Here is a 20,295-nt window from a genome sequence, read left to right on the forward strand (position 1 = left end):
AACATTATCCATTTCCTTCGACTCATTCCTGATCAAGACGGTAGAGCGCATCGACACTGTCCTTGAAGATCGGATAGATGCCACCTTCATCCACAAGAACGTCCATATTCACCGCCACGAGGGCATATTTCGGGTCGCGGAAAGGGAAGTAGCCTGCGAACCACTTATTATAAAGCTCATTTGCCTTGATGGTTTCTCCCCGGTAGCTTCCCGTCTGGGCTGTGCCGGTCTTACCGGCCACTTCGTATGCTGCTTCCTGCAGATAAGGCGCCGTCCCAAGAGGAGAATTCACGACTCCGCGCAAATATTGCTGCATTTTCATCGCTGTGAACGGGCTGATTCCTTCTCCGCCTTCCTGCTTCGGGAAATTCACCATATCCGCCCCGTTCTGATATTCAACCGTCGAAACCGCACTCACCTCGTACGCCTTCCCTCCCCTTGCAATCGTCGCCATCATATTGGCCATGCCGATGGGGGTCACCCTCACTTCATTCTGTCCGATCCCGGTCATGGCGATCTCGTTGCGATCCCCCCTTGCTGCATCTGACGCAAAGATCCTGGATTGTTCCAGCTTCAACTGGGAGAAATCCTCATAGTGGAATACGTCCCCTTTCCAGGCGACATCTCCCGTGAGGCCGAGTTTATCTGCGTACGTCTCGATCAGATCTGGATCTTTTTCTGTCAGTTCATTCGCGAGGTCTGCAAATGTACGATTGCAGCTCGCTGCCAGACTATCTTTGATATTGATCGAGCCGTGGGGCTTCTGCGCTTCCCCACCCCTGATATCCCGGTCACAGTCGAACATCCTTGATTCATCCACCAGCCCTTCCTCAAGGCTCGCCGCTGCGATGACCGTCTTGAAGACGGACCCTGGGATAAGGGCCTTTCTCATATAATCCGTCGCCCCTTCACCGAATGGCTCCCCCTCTTTCATCTTCGGTCGTGAGACGCTGGCCACGATCTCGTTGCTCTCGATATCAAGGAGAAGAAGACCGCCTTTTTTCATCTCGTACGTATCAGCGACTTCTTCAAGGGCTTGCTGCGCTCTTGAATCAATTGTCGTCTTCACGTTTAATGGATAGAATGGATTGGCCGAGGCGATATATTTCACGTCGGCTCCGAACAGAGGCCCTCCTGTTGCATCCACATGATACACGAGCTTCGCCTGCTCCTCGGCTATGAGCCATTCGTCAAATATGCCCTGAAGCCCCGAGACACCAACAGGCTGATTGGCCCCCTTGACCCTATCGGGATACCGCTCATGGAACAGGGTCGTGTTTTCACCCGTCACCCCGATCAGTTGCGCGGCAGGGATCACAGACTTTTTCACTTTTTTCTTCACGGCGAAGACCCCCTGGACCTCCAGAGCGTTCACGCGGTCCATTTGAGACTGCGTAAGATCCTGGCTCCCTTTCAAAACGACGGGTTCCTTTGCCCCGAGGAGATCCCGCTTGATGTCTGCTTCGTTCATCCCCAGGATGGATGCTACTGTGGCGCTCGGCCACTCAATCTTATTCAGGAACGGGAAGAGCACCACGACATTTTCTTCATCGAAGGTCAGGGGATTGCCTGCACGATCAAGGAAAGCCCCCCTCCCTTCGTCTATGACAATCTGCTGCGTCCGCTGTTCCACGCTGCTCTCAATCAGATTGATCTTATGCTTGGAAAATGACTCGGTTTGGACCAATTGCACCTGCATCAGCCTTCCGATCAGACCAAACAGGATGGATAATAGGATGATACTTAAGAATAAGACCCGCTTCTTCTTCATGCTTTCACCTCTCCCATCAGTGTTGACGGTTCCGAGATGAATTAGTCCTTTGATTTTCCCCATAAAAAAAGAGGCCCGCAGGCCCCCTTCTTTTTATCAGCTTACTTCTACGATCTTGACGCTCATTTCCCCGCCTGGAGTCTGAACCGTCACTTGTTCGCCTACTTTGTGTCCGAGAAGGCTTTTGGCGATCGGTGAGTCATTGGAGATTTTCCCTTCAAATGGATCGGCTTCAGCGCTTCCCACAATGGAATATGTTTCTTTATCGCCATCAGGAAGTTCGATGAAGGTCACCTTCTTACCAAGCTGGACCGTATCGGAATTATGATCATCTTCCTGGATGATCTTGGCGTTACGGATCATATTTTCAAGCGTCGAGATGCGTCCTTCTACGAATGCCTGCTCATCTTTGGCTGCATCGTACTCAGAGTTCTCGGATAGATCCCCGAAGCTCCTTGCGACTTTGATGCGCTCGACGACTTCTTTACGTTTAACCGTTTTCAGGTTCTCCAGTTCTTTTTCTAATTTTTCTTTCCCTTCGATCGTCATCGGGTATACTTTTTCTGTACTCATGACCCTCTTCACTCCTTCTCTATTTAGAGCATCCCCGTGCTCTTTATGTACCTTATTGCTTCAGCATGTAAAGCGAGGGAATGGAGAAGATGAAACCCTTCTCCATTCCCTGATGATGTTCAATTGTGGGGATTTGTAAATTTTGGACTTTATTTATCTATGCTATCGTATTACAAAAATGACTTTTGTTCAAGAATTGTTTGAATTTTTGTGACCATGAGATCGATGGCCACATGATTATGGCCGCCTTCCGGAATGATCACATCGGCATACCGCTTCGTCGGCTCGATGAATTGATTGTGCATCGGGCGGACGACCGTGATGTACTGATCAATGACGGAATCAATGGAGCGCCCGCGCTCCTTGATATCGCGAAGCATCCTTCTGATGATGCGGAGATCAGCATCGGTATCCACATATAGTTTAATATCCATTAAGTTGCGCAATCTTTCATCTTCTAATACAAGGATTCCTTCCAGGATGATCACATCTTTCGGCTCAACAGGAATCGTTTCATCCGAACGCGTATGCATCTTATAATCATAAACCGGTTTTTCCACGGGCTGATGGTCCAATAGTCCATGGAGATGTTCAATCAAAAGGTCATTATCGAACGCCAGTGGATGGTCATAGTTCGTCTTCAGACGCTCCTCGAATGGTAGGTGGGATTGATCTTTATAATAATAATCCTGCTGCAGCATGAGGATGGAATGGCCCTGGAATTGTTCGTAGATCGCTTTCGTTACGCTTGTCTTCCCTGACCCTGAACCTCCTGCTACACCAATGACGACGGGTTTCTGCTTCATAAGGTTACGATGTTCTCCTTTCGAATCATGCAGTGCTCATGCTCTGCATGATCTTTCACAATTTATAATGGGTGGCGGACAACATCCTGCTCATTCCCTTTTTCATCCCACTTGGGTGTATGATGGGCTGAATGACCGGATCTGAACGATCCCTCTTTGGCCACTCAGCATTCCCCTCCACCCCCGCTCGTTTTTCATGCATGCATGATGAACGGTCAGCTTCACCGGAGTTCTAGGCTTCTTCACGGGTACCCCGTTTTTTGCTGATCGCGACCCCGTCCCCGACAGGAAGGATCGACGTATCATATTCCGGATGGTCCATCAGCCATTTATTATAGTCCTGCAGCTTCTTCACCATGTTACGGATCCGCTTCTGCTCAACCACTTCCTCTGCAACAAGCCCCTTGAACAGAACGTTGTCAGAGTATACGACACCTTCTTCGGTCAGCATCTCGGAATAGCTGTCGAAGAATTTGCGATACTGACCTTTGGCAGCATCGATGAAGACCGCATCATACGGCCCATGTTGCTTTACATCTTCCTGCAGCTCGAGGGCATCACCGAACAGGGTGATGACCCTGTCACGTGCAGATGAACGGCCAAGGAACTCCTGCGCCTTCTCATACCTTTCCCCGTCCCTTTCAAGTGTGACGATGGTTGTATCGGGAAGCGCTTCGGCCATCCTCAGTGCGGAATATCCGATTGCCGTCCCCACTTCAAGGATCCGCTTCGGCTGTTGGATCCTGAGCATCCCGAGGAGTGCCTCGATGCCGACAAGCTCCATGATGGGCACATCGTTCGCTTCAGCATATGCTTCCATTTCCTGAAGCAGATCGGAACGGTCCAGAATAATGGATTCTATATAATCGATTACTTTTTCGTCCACGGAATCAACCTTCTATCGTTTATTTTCCGGCCCTGAGAGCGCAATGAACATGAAAAGAAGAAAGCTACCTTGAGCTTTCTACTTACAACGCCGGGCATCGGTATATGAAAATAACTTGTATCATTTTATCATATGAAGAGGAGGAAAGCGAATATTTCTTTCCTCCTCCATGGATCAGTCCTTCTTATTCGTGATGTACTTTTCTTTCTTTTCATTATGTTCATCCAGGGTTTCCGAATAGTAGACGGTCCCGTTGGATGAAGCAAGGAAGTAGTAGAAATCTGTGTCTTCCGGCTCCAATGCCGCTTCGATGGACGATACGCCTGCATTTGAAATCGGCCCTGGTGGCAGTCCTTTATTCTTGTACGTATTGTAAGGAGAATCCACTTCCAGATCCTTGTAGGTGGTCCTTGCCTTATGTTTACCAAGTGAATACAGCACGGTTGGATCCGTTTGAAGAGGCATGTCCTCTTCAATGCGGTTATAGAAGACACTTGAGATCTTTCCTCTGTCCGCTTTCTCCGTTGCTTCCTTCTCCACCAGTGAGGCAAAGGTCAAGAGTTCATGCGGGGACATTTTCTTCTCTTTCATGGCCGGCTCGTATTGGGCCAGCACCTCGTTCGTCTGGTTGATCATTTCCTTCAGGATGCTTTCAAGCGACGGCTTCTTTTCGTAGAACGAATAGGTTGCCGGATATAGATACCCTTCAAGCGGCCGTTTGATGTTTTTGTTTGAGACATCTTTCGTAATGAGATTCGGATATTCCTTCTTTAATTGCTCGATCCATTTCTTGTCTTCCAACTTCTTTTCCACTTCCTGCTTTGAATACGGTGACTTTTCACCGATCAGAGCGGCGATCTCATCAAGCTGCAGGCCTTCTGGGACGGTGATGGTGAACTCCGCATCACGGATCACCCTGCCGGTCTTCAGGCTTTTGATGATCTCATCCATCGTCATGGATGGAGTGAGACCGTAGCTACCTGCCTGGAACCCTGATTCATTGTTGAACTTCACATAATACTTAAATACCGTTGCGTTCTTCACGATCCCCTTGTCTGCAAGAAGATCTGCGATGGTGGAGACTCCGGAGCCGATCGGCACCTCTACATTGACGGGCTTGGAATCATCGGGGTCCACGGGCTTCAGGGCGGACTTGACGTAGAAATAACCGCCTACAGCCGTTCCCCCAATGAGGATGACCACACATAGAAGAATGAGGCCGACGATCTTCCTGATGGACCTTGCTTCGGATTGTCGTTCGAGTAATTTTTTCATCAGCGTTTCCTTTATCTCTTTTTTATCTGTCATAACCATTCCCCCCTTTCGAGCAAAAAGCGGGATATCCGACATTGATTTCGACATCATCTCCACCATTATACAATATTTTGCACAAAGAAAAACAGGGGCCGGTAAAAAGGAGAGAGTTTTCTCCCTTCACCGGCACCTGCGTGTGATGAATCCTTATTCCATTTCTTCATCTTCGAGGAATGTGTTGAGCATTTCCTCGATCATGTCCCACTCATCTTCTGTTTCGATCGGTTGCAATTCGCCTTCTTCGCCTTCGTTTCCAGGCAGGAATGCAGAAGCGTGGATTTCGATTTCTTCTTCATCATCCTCATCTGCTCCAAGTGGATAATACAGAACGTATGATTTGTTGAATTTATCTGATTCGAATGTGAAGAGGACTTCACAAAGCTGTTCGTTTCCTTGTTCGTCTACTACTGTGATCTGTTTTTCGCCATGTTCCATTTTAAATACACCTCATTATTTTTGACTGTCCAAGAATCCCTGAAGGATCATGGAGGCAGCCATTTTATCGATTACTTTCTTACGCTTCTTCCTGCTCACATCTGCCTCAAGGAGAACCCTTTCGGCAGCCATCGTACTGAGCCGCTCATCCCAAAAGACGACGGGCACACCGAGCTCGGTGCGGACAAGCTCTCCATATGCCTGGGAAGCTTCCCCGCGGGGGCCGATGGTATTGTTCATATTCTTCGGCAGGCCGACGACGACCTTGCTCACTTCATATTCTTCTGCGAGCTCCTTGATCCTGTCGAGCCGGAACGTATTCTTCTCTTCGTCTATCTTGATGGTTTCGATTCCCTGGGCCGTCCAGCCGAAGGCATCGCTGATGGCGACACCCACGGTCTTCGAGCCGACATCCAATCCCATAGTGCGCATGTGTTATCCCTCTTTATGCTGTTTCAAATACGATTTGACTAATTCTTCGATGATTTCATCGCGCTCAAGGCGTCGGATGATATTCCTGGCATCTTGATGCCTTGGAATGTACGCGGGATCTCCGGAAAGTAAATACCCTACGATCTGATTGATCGGGTTGTACCCTTTTTCCTGAAGTGCATTATGGACTTGAAGGAGGACTTCCTTCACATCATGTTCAAACGGCTCCTCGGAAAAATCAAATCGCATCGTTTTGTCAAAAGAACTCATCATTGGCACCTCTCTTCAGGCTTGTCTTTTTGACAACCGAATTGTTAATCGTTACAACCATTGTACACCACTTTGACAGGGAGTTAAACGGATTTAACCCATTCTTCTACAAATTGAAGGGCATCATCCAGTTTTGATGCATCTTTTCCGCCTGCCTGGGCCATATCCGGACGTCCGCCGCCGCCTCCACCGCAGCGTGTAGCGACTTCCTTCACAAGCTTGCCTGCGTGATAGCCTTCTTTGACGAGATCATTCGTCACACCTGCGATGATGTTGACTTTGTCGCCATTGGCAGAAGCAAGGACGATCACACCGGAGGACAGCTTTTGCTTCAGGTCATCCATCATGTTGCGCAGGTCGCCGCCTCCGACTTTTGCCGTCAGGACATTGACTCCATCCACGACTTTGACTTGGTCGGTCAAGTTTCCTGCTTCTATGTTGGACAATTTTGCCGCCAATGATTCATTTGCTTTCTGAAGTTCCTTCATTTCCTGCAGAAGGGATTCGACGCGGACCGTCACTTCTTTCGGATTGGTCTTCAGCTTGGAAGCCGCTTCCTTCAAAAGGGAAACCTGGTCATTCAGGACACGGTATGCCCCTTCGCCTGTCACAGCTTCGATCCTTCTCGTGCCTGCTCCGATACCACCTTCTGACTGGATCTTGAAGAGGCCGATCTCAGAGGTATTGCCTACGTGACAGCCACCGCATAGTTCGAGGGAGTAGTCGCCGATGGAAACCACACGCACTTCATCCCCGTATTTCTCGCCGAAGAGTGCCATGGCCCCCATCGCTTTTGCTTCCTGAAGGGTCTTCTGTTCAATGTTGACTTGAAGGGCCTGCCATACTTTTTCATTGACGATTTGTTCGATCTGTTCCATCTCTGCTTCCGTGATGGCACCGAAATGTGAGAAGTCGAAGCGGAGCCTGTCCGGTTCAACGAGGGACCCTGCCTGATTGACATGCTCCCCTAGTACATCCTTCAGTGCTTGATGGAGAAGATGGGTAGCTGTGTGATTCTTCTCGACTTTCTTGCGGGATTCCCTTGAAACGACGGCCTTCACTTCTGCATCCTTGTGCAGGGATCCTTCTTCTACGATACCCGAGTGGAGGTTCTGGCCGTTCGGAGCCTTTTTGACGTCTCTTACAAACACCTTTACCCCATCGGCAAAGAGATAACCCTTATCTCCGATCTGCCCGCCGCTTTCAGCATAAAACGGGGTTTCATCAAGAATGAACTGCACCTCTTGCCCCTGGTCGGCTTTTGGCTGGCGCTCATCTCCCACGATGACTTCTAGGACGGTAGCCGTTGTTTCAAGACTCGAATAGCCCACAAATGCGCTTTTCACTGTCACATCGCTGAGGATGCCGCCTTGGACCTGCATGCTTCCCACGTCCTGGCGGGCGGAGCGTGCACGTTCGCGCTGTGCTTCCATCTCGGACTCGAAGCCGGATTGATCGAGAGTCAGCCCCTCTTCCTCTGCATATTCCTCAGTGAGCTCTACAGGGAATCCATACGTATCATACAATCTGAATACATCCTTACCCGGAATGACGGTGCTTCCTGCTGCCTTTTGTTCTTTGATGACGCTTGAGAGGATCTGCAGTCCTTCATTCAGCGTTTCATGGAAACGATCTTCTTCGTTCTTCACCACTTTTTGAATGAACTCGATCTTTTCCTTCACTTCCGGATAGAAGTCGACCATCACTTCCGCTACGACCGGAACGAGTTCGAACATGAACGGACGGTTGATGCCGATCTGCTTCGCGAAGCGCACAGCCCTTCTGAGCAAACGTCTCAGTACATAACCGCGTCCTTCATTGGAAGGAAGGGCCCCGTCCCCGATGGCAAATGCCACGGTCCGGATATGATCGGCAATGACTTTGAATGCTTTGTCGTCTTCTTTGCGCACGCCGTATTTACTGTCCGACATACCTTCTGTAGCCGAAATGATCGGCATGAAGAGGTCGGTATCGAAGGTCGTCGGCACGCCTTGGACCACGCACGCCATACGCTCTAGGCCCATACCGGTATCGATGTTTTTCTTCGGAAGCGGGGTGTACGTCCCGTCAGGATTATGGTTGAACTGCGAGAACACAAGATTCCATACCTCAAGATAACGGTCATTCTCCCCGCCTGGATACAGTTCAGGATCATTTGGGTCCTCCCCATATTCCGGACCTCGGTCATAGAAGATCTCCGTGTTCGGTCCGCTTGGTCCTTCCCCGATATCCCAGAAGTTCCCCTCGATTCGGATGATGCGTTCTGCCGGTACTCCGACTTTGGTATGCCAGATATCGAATGCTTCATGATCTTCAGGATGAATCGTTACGGAAAGCTTTTCAGGATCAAATCCGATCCATTCCTCTTTCGTCAGGAATTCCCATGCCCATTCGATGGCTTCCACCTTGAAGTAATCGCCGATGGAGAAGTTCCCGAGCATTTCAAAGAATGTGTGGTGACGGGCAGTCTCACCCACGTTTTCGATATCATTCGTCCTGATCGATTTTTGTGCATTCACGATCCTTGGATTTTCAGGGATCACACGTCCATCAAAATATTTTTTGAGCGTTGCGACTCCACTATTGATCCATAGAAGTGATGGATCCTCATGCGGGACCAGCGAAGCACTCGGCTCCACACCATGGTTCTTTTCCTGGAAGAAATCCAGGAATTTTTGCCGGATTTCGGCTCCTGTCAATGTTTTCATCATTAGTTCCTCCTTTGAATATGTAGATAAAAAAGAATACAAAAAAGCCCTCATCCCTGATCAGGGACGAGAGCTAGCTCGCGGTACCACCCTGGTTATGGATAAACGTTCTTATCCATCCCTCAATACGCCTTAACGCGGCCATACGGCAGGGTTCTCCTGCACTCCGGATCAGCCTTCCGTCATCCTTCATCCGGGTATCCTTTCAGCCTGGGGGATGCCCTCTCTTCTCAATGGACTATGACGTACTCGTTCCTTCATCATTTTTGCATGTATATGTTGGATTATAAAAATAATCGAAGGGTTTGTCAATGTCCCGCCTTTTCTTTTTGACGGGAGTGAATGAAATGCGTCCGGCCGTGCAATATGGCGACCTTGATGATGGCAAGGGCCGGTACTGCCACGATCATGCCGATCACACCTTGGACCTCACCGCCTATGATCAATGCACTCATGATGAAGAGGGGGTGCATATGCAGCGTCTTCCCGACAATCAGGGGAGACAGGATATTCCCTTCAAGGAACTGCAGGACCAGGACGATGATCACCACGTAGATCACCATGTGAAGGGATATCGTGCTCGCTACAAGCACCGCCGGAATGGCCCCGATGATCGGTCCGAAATATGGAATCACATTCGTCACCCCGATGATCAGGCCGAGGATGAGGGGATATTTCATTCCGACGAGCCAGAGGGCGGATGTCGACACACCGAAGATGATCAGACAGACGAGCAGCTGCCCTCGGATGTATCCGCCTAATGATGCATCCACATCCTTGAGGAAGCTCGCACTGCTTTCCCTCCACTTGCGGGGAGTGAGTCGGATGAAGAACCGCTTGACCTTCACCGCATCTTTCAGCAGATAAAAGGATACAAACGGGATGATGGCAATGATCAGAAGGGAATTCATGAACTTCATCAGAATGGCAAGGACGACGGCGGCAAGGCCCGTCACCCATGCTTCCAGCCCATTGATCCGCTTATCGAGCATGGATTGGATGCCTTCCGGCCACGTGGCGGTCTTGTACTGGATGTAGGTGAGCCCTCTGTTGTATTGATCGGTCAATACCGGGGCGTTTTGAGACAGGTCGTCGATCTGGTGGATGATGGCCGGTGTCCCCTTATAGATCCCCCACCCGATGCTGCCAAAGAACAGAAGGTAGATGAGGAGGATGGCGATCCCACGGTGAATCCCGAGTTCATGAAGCTTCTCGACCACGGGATGGAGCAGGTACGCGATGAACGCACCGATGACAAAGGGCAAGGCCGCGAAGAAGAGCACGTCAAGGACGGGTTGCCATACCGGCTTCAACAGAAAAAGGACATATAATAGCAATGAGGCAACAAAGGTAATGGTTAATCGATAAAGCCATTTCGCATAATTGGTAGCCATGAACGTCCCTCCCTTCTATGTAGTGTGCCGAAGAAGAGAGGTTTTAGTCATGAGAAAAGGCCCGGCGGCAGCCGGACCTTCGAGGTATTTTTAGAAGAGCTTCTTCACTTGTTTGCGGAATCTCTTCATTTGCTTGCGATTCATTATGTTGGACCTTTGGGAATAGATGGAGGCGGCAATGCCTGCACCGAACCCAACGATCGATGAAAACGTCCTGTTCATGAAAAACACCTCTCCCTAGCTTAGTTGGCGTTCTTCTTCGTCAAACAGATCATCAAGCGAACTCAGCGAGCCATCTTCCTCCACCTGATGGGTGTGGATGACTCCCTTGGACAGGGATAATTCGATATAGCATCCCCAGCAATAAAACTGATTGATGCCGATTTTCCCTATATCTTTGCTTTGGCAGTTCGGACATTTCATGGCAGGATTCACCTCGTTCTACGGTTTTATCCTTACCATCATGGCCCTGCGAGCAAAAAGATATACTTGAAAGGCGAAGATTGTTCGAACGCTCCCTCCTAGTTTGGGCAGAATGGAACTATTCATGAGCTGAAACGATTTCCAGTCTCACGTCATGAAGTCATACGGCGTAATGCCCTCCATCCCGATCATGGGGTCCACGTTCATGAGATCGAAGGGAGCCTCATCTGCTGGAACGATGTCTTCCATGGATTGAAGCCTTTCCTTCAGTGTCGTTTTCCTTATGATATCCTCTTCCCGCTCGACCCCCATACGGAACGCATCCTCTTCCCCGCACAGGATAAGGAACTGTTTGCTTCTGGTGATGGCCGTATATAGAAGATTTCTCCTGAGCATACGGTAATAGCTCTTCACCACCGGAAGGATGACGATGGGAAACTCACTTCCCTGGGATTTATGGATGGAGCAGCAGTAGGCATGGGTGATCTGTCCGAGATCCTGACGCGTATAGGTGACTTCCGTGCCTTCATAGGAAACGATGACCATGTCCTGCTTCTCTGTGTTTTCCTTTGCGTAGAAGATCGAAACCACTTCACCGATATCCCCGTTGAAGACATTGTTCTCGGGCTGATTGACAAGCTGCAGCACTTTATCCCCGATCCGGTATTTCACATCCCCGAAGGCGATTTCCTTCCTGGTTCCATCATTCTTGTTGAAGATTTCCTGGAGGAGGACATTCAACCGGTCGATACCGGCAGGGCCCCTGTACATCGGGGCCAGCACCTGAATATCCTTGGGTGTGAAACCCTTCTTCTTCGCGTTTTCCACGACTTTCTGAACCACTTCGGCGATCTGATTGGTACGGCAAGGGAAGAAAGAGCGATCCTTTTGCTGTTTCACAAGGTCATGAGGCAGACGTCCGTCCTTCATTTGATGGGCAAGGTCGATGATGGAAGAGCCTTCTTCCTGACGATAAATATCCGTCAATCGCACCGTCGGCACCCTGCCCGATTCCAATAGATCCTTCAGCACCTGTCCAGGTCCGACGGAAGGGAGCTGGTCCTCATCGCCAACGAAGATCACCTGGATGTTTTCAGGAAGGGCCTTCAGAAGCTGATGGGCAAGCCATGTATCCACCATCGATACTTCATCGACGATCAGCAATTTCCCTTCAATGGTCCGCTCTTCATCCGTCTGAAACCCTTCTTTCCCATTCCAGCCCAGCAACCGGTGGATGGTCATGGCAGGCAGCCCCGTCGATTCCGTCATCCGTTTGGCGGCCCTTCCCGTCGGTGCAGCAAGAAGCACCGGGAACGGTTCGTCTTTATACTCCTTCGGATCGAGCGAGCACCCGTGAAGATCGGCATACAGCTCGACGATCCCGTTGATGACGGTGGTTTTCCCCGTTCCGGGTCCTCCCGTCAAAAGGAGCATCGGGCTCATTAGTGCCGTTTGGATGGCTTCGCGCTGCGAGGGGGCATATTGCACGCCCAAACGGTCCTCCAACGATCCCAGGGAAAGGAGGAATTCCGATTGGGGGAACTGGTCCTCATAGTCGGTCTGGGCAAGGATCCTTTCGATATTCGAGACGATGCCCTTTTCAGAGAAATAAAGGGAAGGGGTGTAAATCTTCGTTCCCTCTCCAGCCACTTTCCCTTCCTCCTCCAGCGCCACGACCTGGGCAGAGATCTCCTCGAATTCGATGCGCTCGGACTGACTCTTTTCCAGCAGTTCCTTCACGCTTACAATAAGTTCTTCCGCCTCGAGGTACACATGACCCTGCTTCACACACATCTGCTCCAACGTATACAAGCAGCCCGCCTTGATCCTGTCAGGATGACTGCCGGTGATGCCGATCTTTGAACCCAGTTCATCGGCACGATTGAAGCCGATCCCTTCGATATCCTCCACCAGTTTATATGGATTGTTGTGGATGATCTCAAGTGCCTGCTCTTTGTAGGCCTGATAGATCTTCATGGAGATCTGGGGACCGAATCCGAAATCGTTCAGCATGATCATGACCCGCTCAAGACCCTGATGCTCGGATAATGTATCAAAGATGGTCTTGGCCTTTTCCTTTGGAAGCTTCGGCACCTCATCGAGGACCGATGGATTCTCGAGGATTTTGGTGATGGCATTCTCCCCGACGTGTTCTACAATCTTTTCAGCCGTCTTCGTCCCGATTCCACTGAACAGATCACTCGATAGATAGTGGACGATCCCCTGCTTCGATTGGGGGATCTCCTTCTTGAAGTGATCGGCATGAAACTGCGTGCCGAACTTCGGGTGATCCTGGAATCGACCGAAAAACGAATAGGTCTCATCTTCATGAAGCTTCGGGAAATGGCCCGTGACCACGGCTTCTTTATCACTGTAGTCCTCATCATTGGTCTCTTCCACCCTGATGCGCACGACGCTGTACATATTATCTTCATTGTGGAAAATCGTGACAAGATGGCGTCCTTTGACATACAGTTCTTCGTCTCCAAATAATTGTAAAGAGTCTTGCTGGCTCAATTCAGCGAACCCCCCGGTTATTCACTCTCTTCTTTCTTGATCATGTCCACCGTCGCAACGCCCATCTGGGCAAGTTCATGGTCAGGCTGGAGCTCGATGGCCTTATGGAAGAAGGCAAGCGCTTGATCTGTATTGCTCTCATGGACCAGATTGGCGACACCGAGATTGTAATAGGCATCCGCATGCTCCGGATCAAGTGATAGCACATTGTTGAAGGCTGCAATCGCCTCCGTATAGGCTTCCACTTTTGCAAGGGAAAGGCCCAATTGGAAGAAGGCTTCTACGTCCTGATCATTCAGCTCGACACTGCGCTGGAAATAAGGCAGGGCAAGCTTCGGCTGATCGAGCTGCGAGAGGCTCATACCCAGCATGAAGTGGACGTCCGCATTCTCCATCCCTTTTGTGATCGCACGTTCGAACTGGTCCTTCGCATGATCATAGTCCCCTTGATTGAAGTGAAGCGTACCAAGTGAATAGTAAGCTGCACCCGCTTCCGGGTCGACCTCCATCGCACGCTCGAAGAAGCGCTTCGCCTTTTCCGGGTCTCCAACCGACATGAGGACATTCCCGAAGTTGATGTAGCCTACCGGGTCCGTCGGATTTTCCTCGATGGCTTCTGTGAAGATCTGAACGGCTTCCTCCACTTTCCCTTGTTGCAGCAGTTCAATACCTTTTGCATTTTTATCCATATGAAAACACCTCTTAAAATTCGTCTAGTATGTAACCGATGATGGTAGTAGTATACCACATCGTCCCATCCATTCTCTTCCCAAACAAAAAATGGACTGATAGAAGAATGGCCTCCTGTTCAGTCCATTATGAGGGATGGGGGTCATCCAGCTGATGCCGGGTCGGCCCCATCCATTTTTCTTGATTCAGCTTTGAAGGCTTTTAGGTCTGGGTACTGATGCCCCAGGGCAAGCCCCCTCCGCTTTTCTTTATTGTCCAGCTCCGGGGGCTTGGGGCTCGAGGTCATAAGCTGTGAAAGCCATAAAGGCACAGAACGCCTTTCCGGCTTTCCCCTCTTATGCTTGTCGCCCCAGATCCAGCCCCCTCCGCTTTTCTTTATCCCACGTATGTGAGTTTTTCCTGGTTGCGATAGATCGTGTCGATGGTTCCTCCTCCGAGGCATTCATCTCCGTTGTAGAAAACGACGGCCTGTCCCGGTGTGACGGCGCGGATCGGTTCGTCGAACACGACGGATACGGTGCCGTCTTCCTGAGGGATGACCGTCACCGCGTTGTCATCCTGACGGTAGCGGAATTTCGCTGTGCATGTGAAGGATTCCCGTTTAGGGTCATTCGATGTCCAGTGAACGTCCGTTGCCAGGATCGAATCGGAGTACAGGGCCGGATGCTCGAAGCTTTGTCCCACATAGAGGACATTGCGCTCAAGGTCTTTACCGATGGCGAACCAAGGGTCGCCGGCGCCGCCGATTCCCAGGCCATGCCGCTGTCCGATGGTGTAGTACATGAGTCCATCATGTTTACCCATGACTTTTCCGTCCAGGGTTTCCATATTACCTGGCTGTGCAGGAAGATAGTTTCCGAGGAAGTCCTTGAAGTTCCGTTCGCCGATGAAGCAGATGCCCGTGCTGTCTTTCTTTGTTGCCGTGGCAAGTCCAGCTTCCTTCGCAATTTCACGAACCTTCTTCTTGTCGATGCCGCCCAGCGGGAACATGACTTTCTCCAGCTGATCCTGCCCGAGCTGATTGAGGAAGTAGGTTTGATCCTTGTTGTTATCGACCCCACGGAGCATTTTGTATTCTCCGTCGCGATACTCTACCTGTGCGTAGTGCCCTGTGGCAAGATAGTCTGCACCAAGCTTCAGTGCGTGATCAAGGAAAGCTTTGAACTTGATTTCCTTATTGCACATGACATCCGGGTTCGGTGTACGTCCCGCTTTGTATTCATCAAGGAAATAGGTGAAGACCTTATCCCAGTATTGCTTCTCGAAATTGACCGCATAATACGGAATGCCGATCTGATTGCAGACGCGGATGACGTCATCATAATCTTCCGTTGCGGTGCAGACGCCGTTTTCATCGGTATCATCCCAGTTTTTCATGAACACGCCGATGACTTCATAGCCCTGCTCTTTCAGTAGGAGCGCCGCGACAGATGAGTCCACCCCACCTGACATCCCGACGACCACCCGTGTGTCTTTCGGTTCTTTTTTCATCTATGCCACCTCCCTTTATCTTTCCTTCTTCATGTCGTGAGACGATGGATGATCTTCACCGCTTCATCTGCGGCCCGCACGATGTCTTCTTCCGTGTTTCCGAATCCGAAGCTGAAGCGGATGGAGTTGCGGATCTTCTCCGAGTCCCCTCCAAACATCGCCACCAGTACATGAGATGGTTCTATTGATCCAGCCGTACAAGCAGATCCGCTTGATACGGCGATTCCTGACATATCAAAATTCACCAGCATGGATTCAACATCTGTGCCGGCAAAGCTCAAGTTTAGCACATGAGGAAGCCCGTGCTCAAGCGATCCGTTTTCCTCATAAGAAATACCGGATTCATCGAGGTTCCCCTTGAGGATCTCTTTAAATCCTGCGTATCGTGTGCGCTTCTCTTCCATGGATGAAGAGGCTATTTCAATGGCTTTGGCCAGCCCGGCGATTCCAGGAACATTCTCTGTCCCTGCGCGGCGCTTCCTCTCTTGTTCACCGCCGTGTGCGAGGGGGAGGATGTCCACATCCTTCCTGCAATAGAGGAAGCCAACCCCTTTGGGTCCATTGATCTTATGCCCTGAAACGGAAAGAAGATCGACACCCAATTCGCCGACATGCAGCTCTTGAAGTCCATAGGCCTGCACGGCATCCGTATGGAAAAGTGCCTGGTGGTCCTTCAGAAGATGTCCGATTTCGGAGATGGGCTGGATCGTCCCCACTTCGTTATTCCCGAACATGATGGTGACTAGGATCGTGTCTTCACGCAGGACGGCCTTCACGGCATCCACACTGATTCTGCCTGTCTCATCTACGGGCAGATAGGTCACCTCGAACCCCTGTTTCTCTAGGTTCTGACATGTGTGGAGGACGGCATGATGCTCGATTTCGGTAGTGATGATATGATTCCCGCGCTCCCGATTCTTCATGGCAGCCCCGATGATCGCCATGTTATCAGCCTCCGTACCGCCACTTGTAAAGATGATTTCATTATGGTCTGCGTGAATCGATGCTGCAGCAATGGAACGGGAATGGTCCACGATAGAGCGTGCTTCCCTGCCGAACGAATGGATGCTCGACGGATTACCGAACGTTCCCTGCATGACCGTCATCATCTCATCGATCACCGCAGGGTGAACGGGAGACGTTGCCGCATGATCCAAGTAGATTCTGTTCATTCACTTACCTCCTAGATGTAAAACATATAAGCATCGGATTCTCCGTCATCTGTATGACTGGCGAGATCCTCGATCGTTGTATTATCGAGCACGTCCTTCACGGCATCACGGATGCGGATCCAGAGCTCACGCTTGGCAGGCTCCTCGTCCTCGATCCCTTCAACAGGGCTGATCGGCCCCTCGAGGATCCGGATAATGTCACCTGCGGTAATATCCTTAGGTTCATGGCCGAGGACATACCCTCCATAAGCACCCCTGATGCTCCTGACCAACCCGCCGTTCCTAAGCGGAGCAACCAGTTGTTCAAGATAGTGTTCTGATAAATCATGCTGTTGCGCAATCGTCTTGAGGGATGTCGGTCCCTCACCGTGGCGTTTGGCCAGTTCGATCATGATCGTCAAGCCGTACCGGCCCTTCGTGGATATCTTCATTTCAAGCACCTCTGCTATATAGGGTAATTACATTAACTGTATGGTTTCATTCGCTCCTGCCATTATAGCATATTCCTTGTCCCACTGCGAAAGGTGGCACATGCGCAGGTTATTTCCATAAAGGGTACCCCTGTGATAAAGTAAAAGGTATCAGAACGCCAGTTTGGAGAGATATACCATGTCGATAAAACCACTCGCTTTCAAAATGAGGCCGCGGACCATCGATGAGATCCTCGGTCAGCAACATCTTGTAGGGGAAGGCAAGATCATCGATCGGATGGTCAAGGCGAAACAACTGTCATCCATGATTCTGTATGGACCACCGGGAATCGGGAAGACGTCGATCGCCAGTGCCATTGCCGGGAGCACCCAGTACCGGTTCAAGACATTGAATGCGGTCACCAATAATAAGAAGGACATTCAGATCGTAGCAGAGGAAGCCAAGATGTCGGGCAAGGTCATCCTCCTCCTGGACGAGGTACACCGCCTAGATAAAGGAAAGCAGGACTACCTCCTTCCTTATCTTGAAAATGGCATGATCACCCTGATCGGTGCGACCACGAGCAACCCTTATCATGCCATCAACCCTGCCATCAGGAGCCGGTGCCAGATATTCGAGCTGAAGCCACTGTCCCCGGATGAAATGAAACAGGCCATCCACCGGGCCATCGAAGATGAAGAGCGTGGACTCGGAACGTACAAGCTCGATGTCAGCAAAGAAGCGATCGAGCATTTTGCCAGCAGCAGTTTCGGTGATGTCAGGAGCTCCCTGAACGCATTGGAGCTCGCCGTGCTCTCCACCTCTCCTGATGCAGATGGAGTCATTCATATCACCCTCTCCATCGCAGAGGAGTGCCTGCAGAAGAAAAGTTTCTCCCACGATAAGGACGGCGATGCCCATTATGATGTGATCAGCGCCTTTCAGAAATCGATCCGGGGAAGCGATGCAAATGCCGCCCTCCACTATCTCGGAAGACTGGTGGAAGCAGGAGACCTGCCGAGCATCGCCAGAAGATTGTTGGTCATCGCCTACGAAGATATCGGGCTTGCCAGTCCCCAGGCAGGGCCCCGCACCCTTGCCGCCGTGGAAACGGCTGAGAAGATCGGGTTCCCTGAGGCAAGGATCCCGCTCGCCAATGCCGTCATCGAACTTTGCTTGTCACCCAAATCCAACTCCGCGATCTCTGCCATCGATTCAGCCCTTTCCGATATCCGGAAAGGAAAAAGCGGCGAAGTGCCCGCCCATCTCAAGGACGCCCACTACCAAGGGGCGGCCGAGCTTGGCAGAGGGGTTGAATATAAATACCCGCACGATCATGAATCGGGCTGGGTCAAACAGGACTACCTGCCGGACCGGATCAAAAACGCCAGATACTACCAACCAAAGAAAACAGGAAAGTTCGAGCAGGCCATCGGCCAGGTTTATGAAAATATCAATAAGCACAGGTAGTAACATTTAAAGCCCGGGGCGCTGCGCCCCGGGCTTTTTCATGCAGACTCCTTCCTTTCCGCTCTCACCCATGACCGGGATTTACATACCCTGATACTAACCAGGAGGTGAGCTACTTTGATACATTTGATTGAAGGAAATCCCATGGACCCGAAAAGCCTCCCCGACGAACAGCGTGCCATCTACGAAGCATTGAACAACTCCCCCATGGATTATGAATTCCCGTCAAAAGCCCAACTGAAATTTGAAATCGACCTGAGATCCCATATACTCCACAATGCCAGAAAGATCAATGAAGGAGACTCGGAATTCTCCGCTTTCGCCGACTCCCGATTCAATCCGGCTTTCTGGATCAAGACCCCTTATGGATACGAGCTCAGGCGCGGCCGTCTTCCGTCAGATGCCATCCGTGACGTCTTCATCAACAGCGCCCTGTACAGCTTCGAATGCGTAACCACGATCGTCCTGATCTACTATAAAAGCATCCTTGATTCCATTGAACCATCAATATTCAATGACCTTTATTCCCATCTGTTCATCTGGGGATCCAATTATAATGAAAACCTGTGGATGGAAACGTACCGCGGCGTCGATCGCATCCCCGGCGACGTGTATTACTTCTATAATCCCGACTACGCAGACCCCATCTGGATGGGAGAAAACTCCGTTTATATGGCCGATGACCTTTACTTCGGCCACGGAATCGGCATGGTTACACACAAAGGGATGATTGAAGCCTTGGACACCCTGAGAGTCAAAGGCGCAAAAAAATCCGCCTACCTTCTCAACCAGGTGACCCGGTTGAACTCAGCAAGATTCTACCCCTACCGGCGATAAAAAGGGCCGGAGAGTAACGCAACACTTCAGCAAACACCCAACAGCAGTCACAGACCGTTCATTGCACTGCCAACCCACAACCCATTGCAGCCACCGTACGATCGCCTACTAAACCTCCAATTCGAACGTACTCAATTACAAAAAGCACCCAATCCACGGCCACTCACCAATCCCCAAGCACAGAGTGGATTGGAGCGGAGGGCGATTGACTCCAGCGGAATAGGAGGTCGGGCAAGACCCCGCAGGCACGAGGAGGCTTGACCACCTACCCGCAGGAAAGCAAGCGCCCGCAGCGGAAAGGAACGATCCATTCCAAACCACCGCATCAAACGAAGACGACACTACTTTAATCACCACTAATCTACGGCCACTCACCAATCCATTAGCACAGAGTGGATTGGAGCGGAGGGTGGTTGACTCCAGCAGAATAGGAGGTTGGGCAAGACCCCGCAGGCACGAGGAGGCTTGACCACCTCCCCGCAGGAAAGCAAGCGTCCGCAGCGGAAAGGAACGAACCATTCAAAACCACTCCATCAGACGAAGACGACACTACTTTAATCACCACTAATCCACGGCCACTCACCAATCCCTAAGCACAGAGTGGATTGGAGCGGAGGGCGGTTGACTCCAGCGGAATAGGAGGTCGGGCAAGACCCCGCAGGCACGAGGAGGCTTGACCACCTCCCCGCAGGAAA

19 protein-coding genes are annotated in these 20,295 nt (G+C 50.8%); 2 read left to right on the plus strand and 17 right to left on the minus strand.

The window, feature by feature from the left end; genetic code table 11:
- Nucleotides 1-22: 22 nt before the first annotated feature.
- The 17 genes from D5E69_RS15390 to cymR form a co-directional block, all read right to left on the minus strand.
- The gene (locus D5E69_RS15390; RefSeq protein ID WP_159129888.1) at nt 23-1,771 is read right to left on the minus strand and encodes a peptidoglycan D,D-transpeptidase FtsI family protein; all 1,749 of its coding nucleotides are present in this window, start codon (nt 1,769-1,771) and stop codon (nt 23-25) included.
- Between the two features lie 96 nt (nt 1,772-1,867).
- The gene (gene greA, locus D5E69_RS15395) at nt 1,868-2,344 is read right to left on the minus strand and encodes a transcription elongation factor GreA (RefSeq protein ID WP_048006184.1); all 477 of its coding nucleotides are present in this window, start codon (nt 2,342-2,344) and stop codon (nt 1,868-1,870) included.
- A gap of 170 nt (nt 2,345-2,514) precedes the next feature.
- Nucleotides 2,515-3,150 (minus strand): uridine kinase, encoded by a 636-nt coding sequence (gene udk / locus D5E69_RS15400; RefSeq protein WP_048006185.1) that lies wholly within the window; start codon nt 3,148-3,150, stop codon nt 2,515-2,517.
- Between the two features lie 232 nt (nt 3,151-3,382).
- Nucleotides 3,383-4,036 (minus strand): O-methyltransferase, encoded by a 654-nt coding sequence (locus D5E69_RS15410; RefSeq protein WP_249931502.1) that lies wholly within the window; start codon nt 4,034-4,036, stop codon nt 3,383-3,385.
- 174 nt (nt 4,037-4,210) lie between these two features.
- The gene (mltG, locus tag D5E69_RS15415; RefSeq protein ID WP_048012712.1) at nt 4,211-5,350 is read right to left on the minus strand and encodes an endolytic transglycosylase MltG; all 1,140 of its coding nucleotides are present in this window, start codon (nt 5,348-5,350) and stop codon (nt 4,211-4,213) included.
- Between the two features lie 147 nt (nt 5,351-5,497).
- Entirely contained in the window at nt 5,498-5,785 is a 288-nt protein-coding gene (locus D5E69_RS15420; RefSeq protein WP_048006187.1) for a DUF1292 domain-containing protein, read from the minus strand.
- Nucleotides 5,786-5,800: 15 nt separating this feature from the next.
- A complete protein-coding gene (gene ruvX / locus D5E69_RS15425; protein ID WP_179125841.1) occupies nt 5,801-6,217 on the minus strand; it encodes a Holliday junction resolvase RuvX in 417 nt (138 codons plus the stop codon).
- A gap of 3 nt (nt 6,218-6,220) precedes the next feature.
- On the minus strand, nt 6,221-6,487 hold the full coding sequence (locus D5E69_RS15430; protein ID WP_048006427.1) for an IreB family regulatory phosphoprotein: 267 nt from the start codon (nt 6,485-6,487) through the stop codon (nt 6,221-6,223).
- An 83-nt stretch (nt 6,488-6,570) separates the two neighbouring features.
- Nucleotides 6,571-9,195, minus strand: coding sequence for an alanine--tRNA ligase (gene alaS, locus D5E69_RS15435; protein WP_159130373.1), 2,625 nt, complete (start codon nt 9,193-9,195; stop codon nt 6,571-6,573).
- Between the two features lie 308 nt (nt 9,196-9,503).
- A complete protein-coding gene (locus D5E69_RS15440; protein WP_063191731.1) occupies nt 9,504-10,589 on the minus strand; it encodes an AI-2E family transporter in 1,086 nt (361 codons plus the stop codon).
- Nucleotides 10,590-10,679: 90 nt separating this feature from the next.
- The gene (locus tag D5E69_RS15445) at nt 10,680-10,811 is read right to left on the minus strand and encodes a YrzQ family protein (RefSeq protein ID WP_082139339.1); all 132 of its coding nucleotides are present in this window, start codon (nt 10,809-10,811) and stop codon (nt 10,680-10,682) included.
- A gap of 15 nt (nt 10,812-10,826) precedes the next feature.
- The gene (locus D5E69_RS15450) at nt 10,827-11,012 is read right to left on the minus strand and encodes a YrzR-like zinc ribbon domain (protein ID WP_048006190.1); all 186 of its coding nucleotides are present in this window, start codon (nt 11,010-11,012) and stop codon (nt 10,827-10,829) included.
- A gap of 147 nt (nt 11,013-11,159) precedes the next feature.
- Nucleotides 11,160-13,529, minus strand: coding sequence for an SF1B family DNA helicase RecD2 (recD2, locus tag D5E69_RS15455; RefSeq protein WP_063191732.1), 2,370 nt, complete (start codon nt 13,527-13,529; stop codon nt 11,160-11,162).
- 17 nt (nt 13,530-13,546) lie between these two features.
- Nucleotides 13,547-14,218 (minus strand): tetratricopeptide repeat protein, encoded by a 672-nt coding sequence (locus D5E69_RS15460; protein WP_048006192.1) that lies wholly within the window; start codon nt 14,216-14,218, stop codon nt 13,547-13,549.
- A gap of 376 nt (nt 14,219-14,594) precedes the next feature.
- Nucleotides 14,595-15,710 (minus strand): tRNA 2-thiouridine(34) synthase MnmA, encoded by a 1,116-nt coding sequence (mnmA, locus tag D5E69_RS15465; RefSeq protein WP_048012625.1) that lies wholly within the window; start codon nt 15,708-15,710, stop codon nt 14,595-14,597.
- 29 nt (nt 15,711-15,739) lie between these two features.
- Nucleotides 15,740-16,882 (minus strand): cysteine desulfurase family protein, encoded by a 1,143-nt coding sequence (locus D5E69_RS15470; protein ID WP_159129889.1) that lies wholly within the window; start codon nt 16,880-16,882, stop codon nt 15,740-15,742.
- A gap of 11 nt (nt 16,883-16,893) precedes the next feature.
- Nucleotides 16,894-17,313 carry a cysteine metabolism transcriptional regulator CymR gene (gene cymR / locus D5E69_RS15475; protein WP_048006195.1) on the minus strand — a complete coding sequence of 140 codons (420 nt, stop codon included), beginning with the start codon at nt 17,311-17,313 and terminating at the stop codon, nt 16,894-16,896.
- Nucleotides 17,314-17,491: 178 nt separating this feature from the next.
- On the opposite strand from cymR, the gene D5E69_RS15480 reads away from it, so the two are divergent.
- Nucleotides 17,492-18,763: a replication-associated recombination protein A gene (locus D5E69_RS15480; RefSeq protein ID WP_048006196.1), complete on the plus strand. Its 1,272-nt coding sequence runs from the start codon at nt 17,492-17,494 to the stop codon at nt 18,761-18,763.
- Nucleotides 18,764-18,880: 117 nt separating this feature from the next.
- The gene (locus tag D5E69_RS15485; protein ID WP_249931503.1) at nt 18,881-19,600 is read left to right on the plus strand and encodes a protein-glutamine gamma-glutamyltransferase; all 720 of its coding nucleotides are present in this window, start codon (nt 18,881-18,883) and stop codon (nt 19,598-19,600) included.
- The last annotated feature ends 695 nt before the right edge of the window (nt 19,601-20,295 follow it).

The sequence above is a fragment of the Rossellomorea marisflavi genome (assembly GCF_009806575.1).
Lineage (GTDB): Bacteria > Bacillota > Bacilli > Bacillales > Bacillaceae_B > Rossellomorea > Rossellomorea marisflavi_A.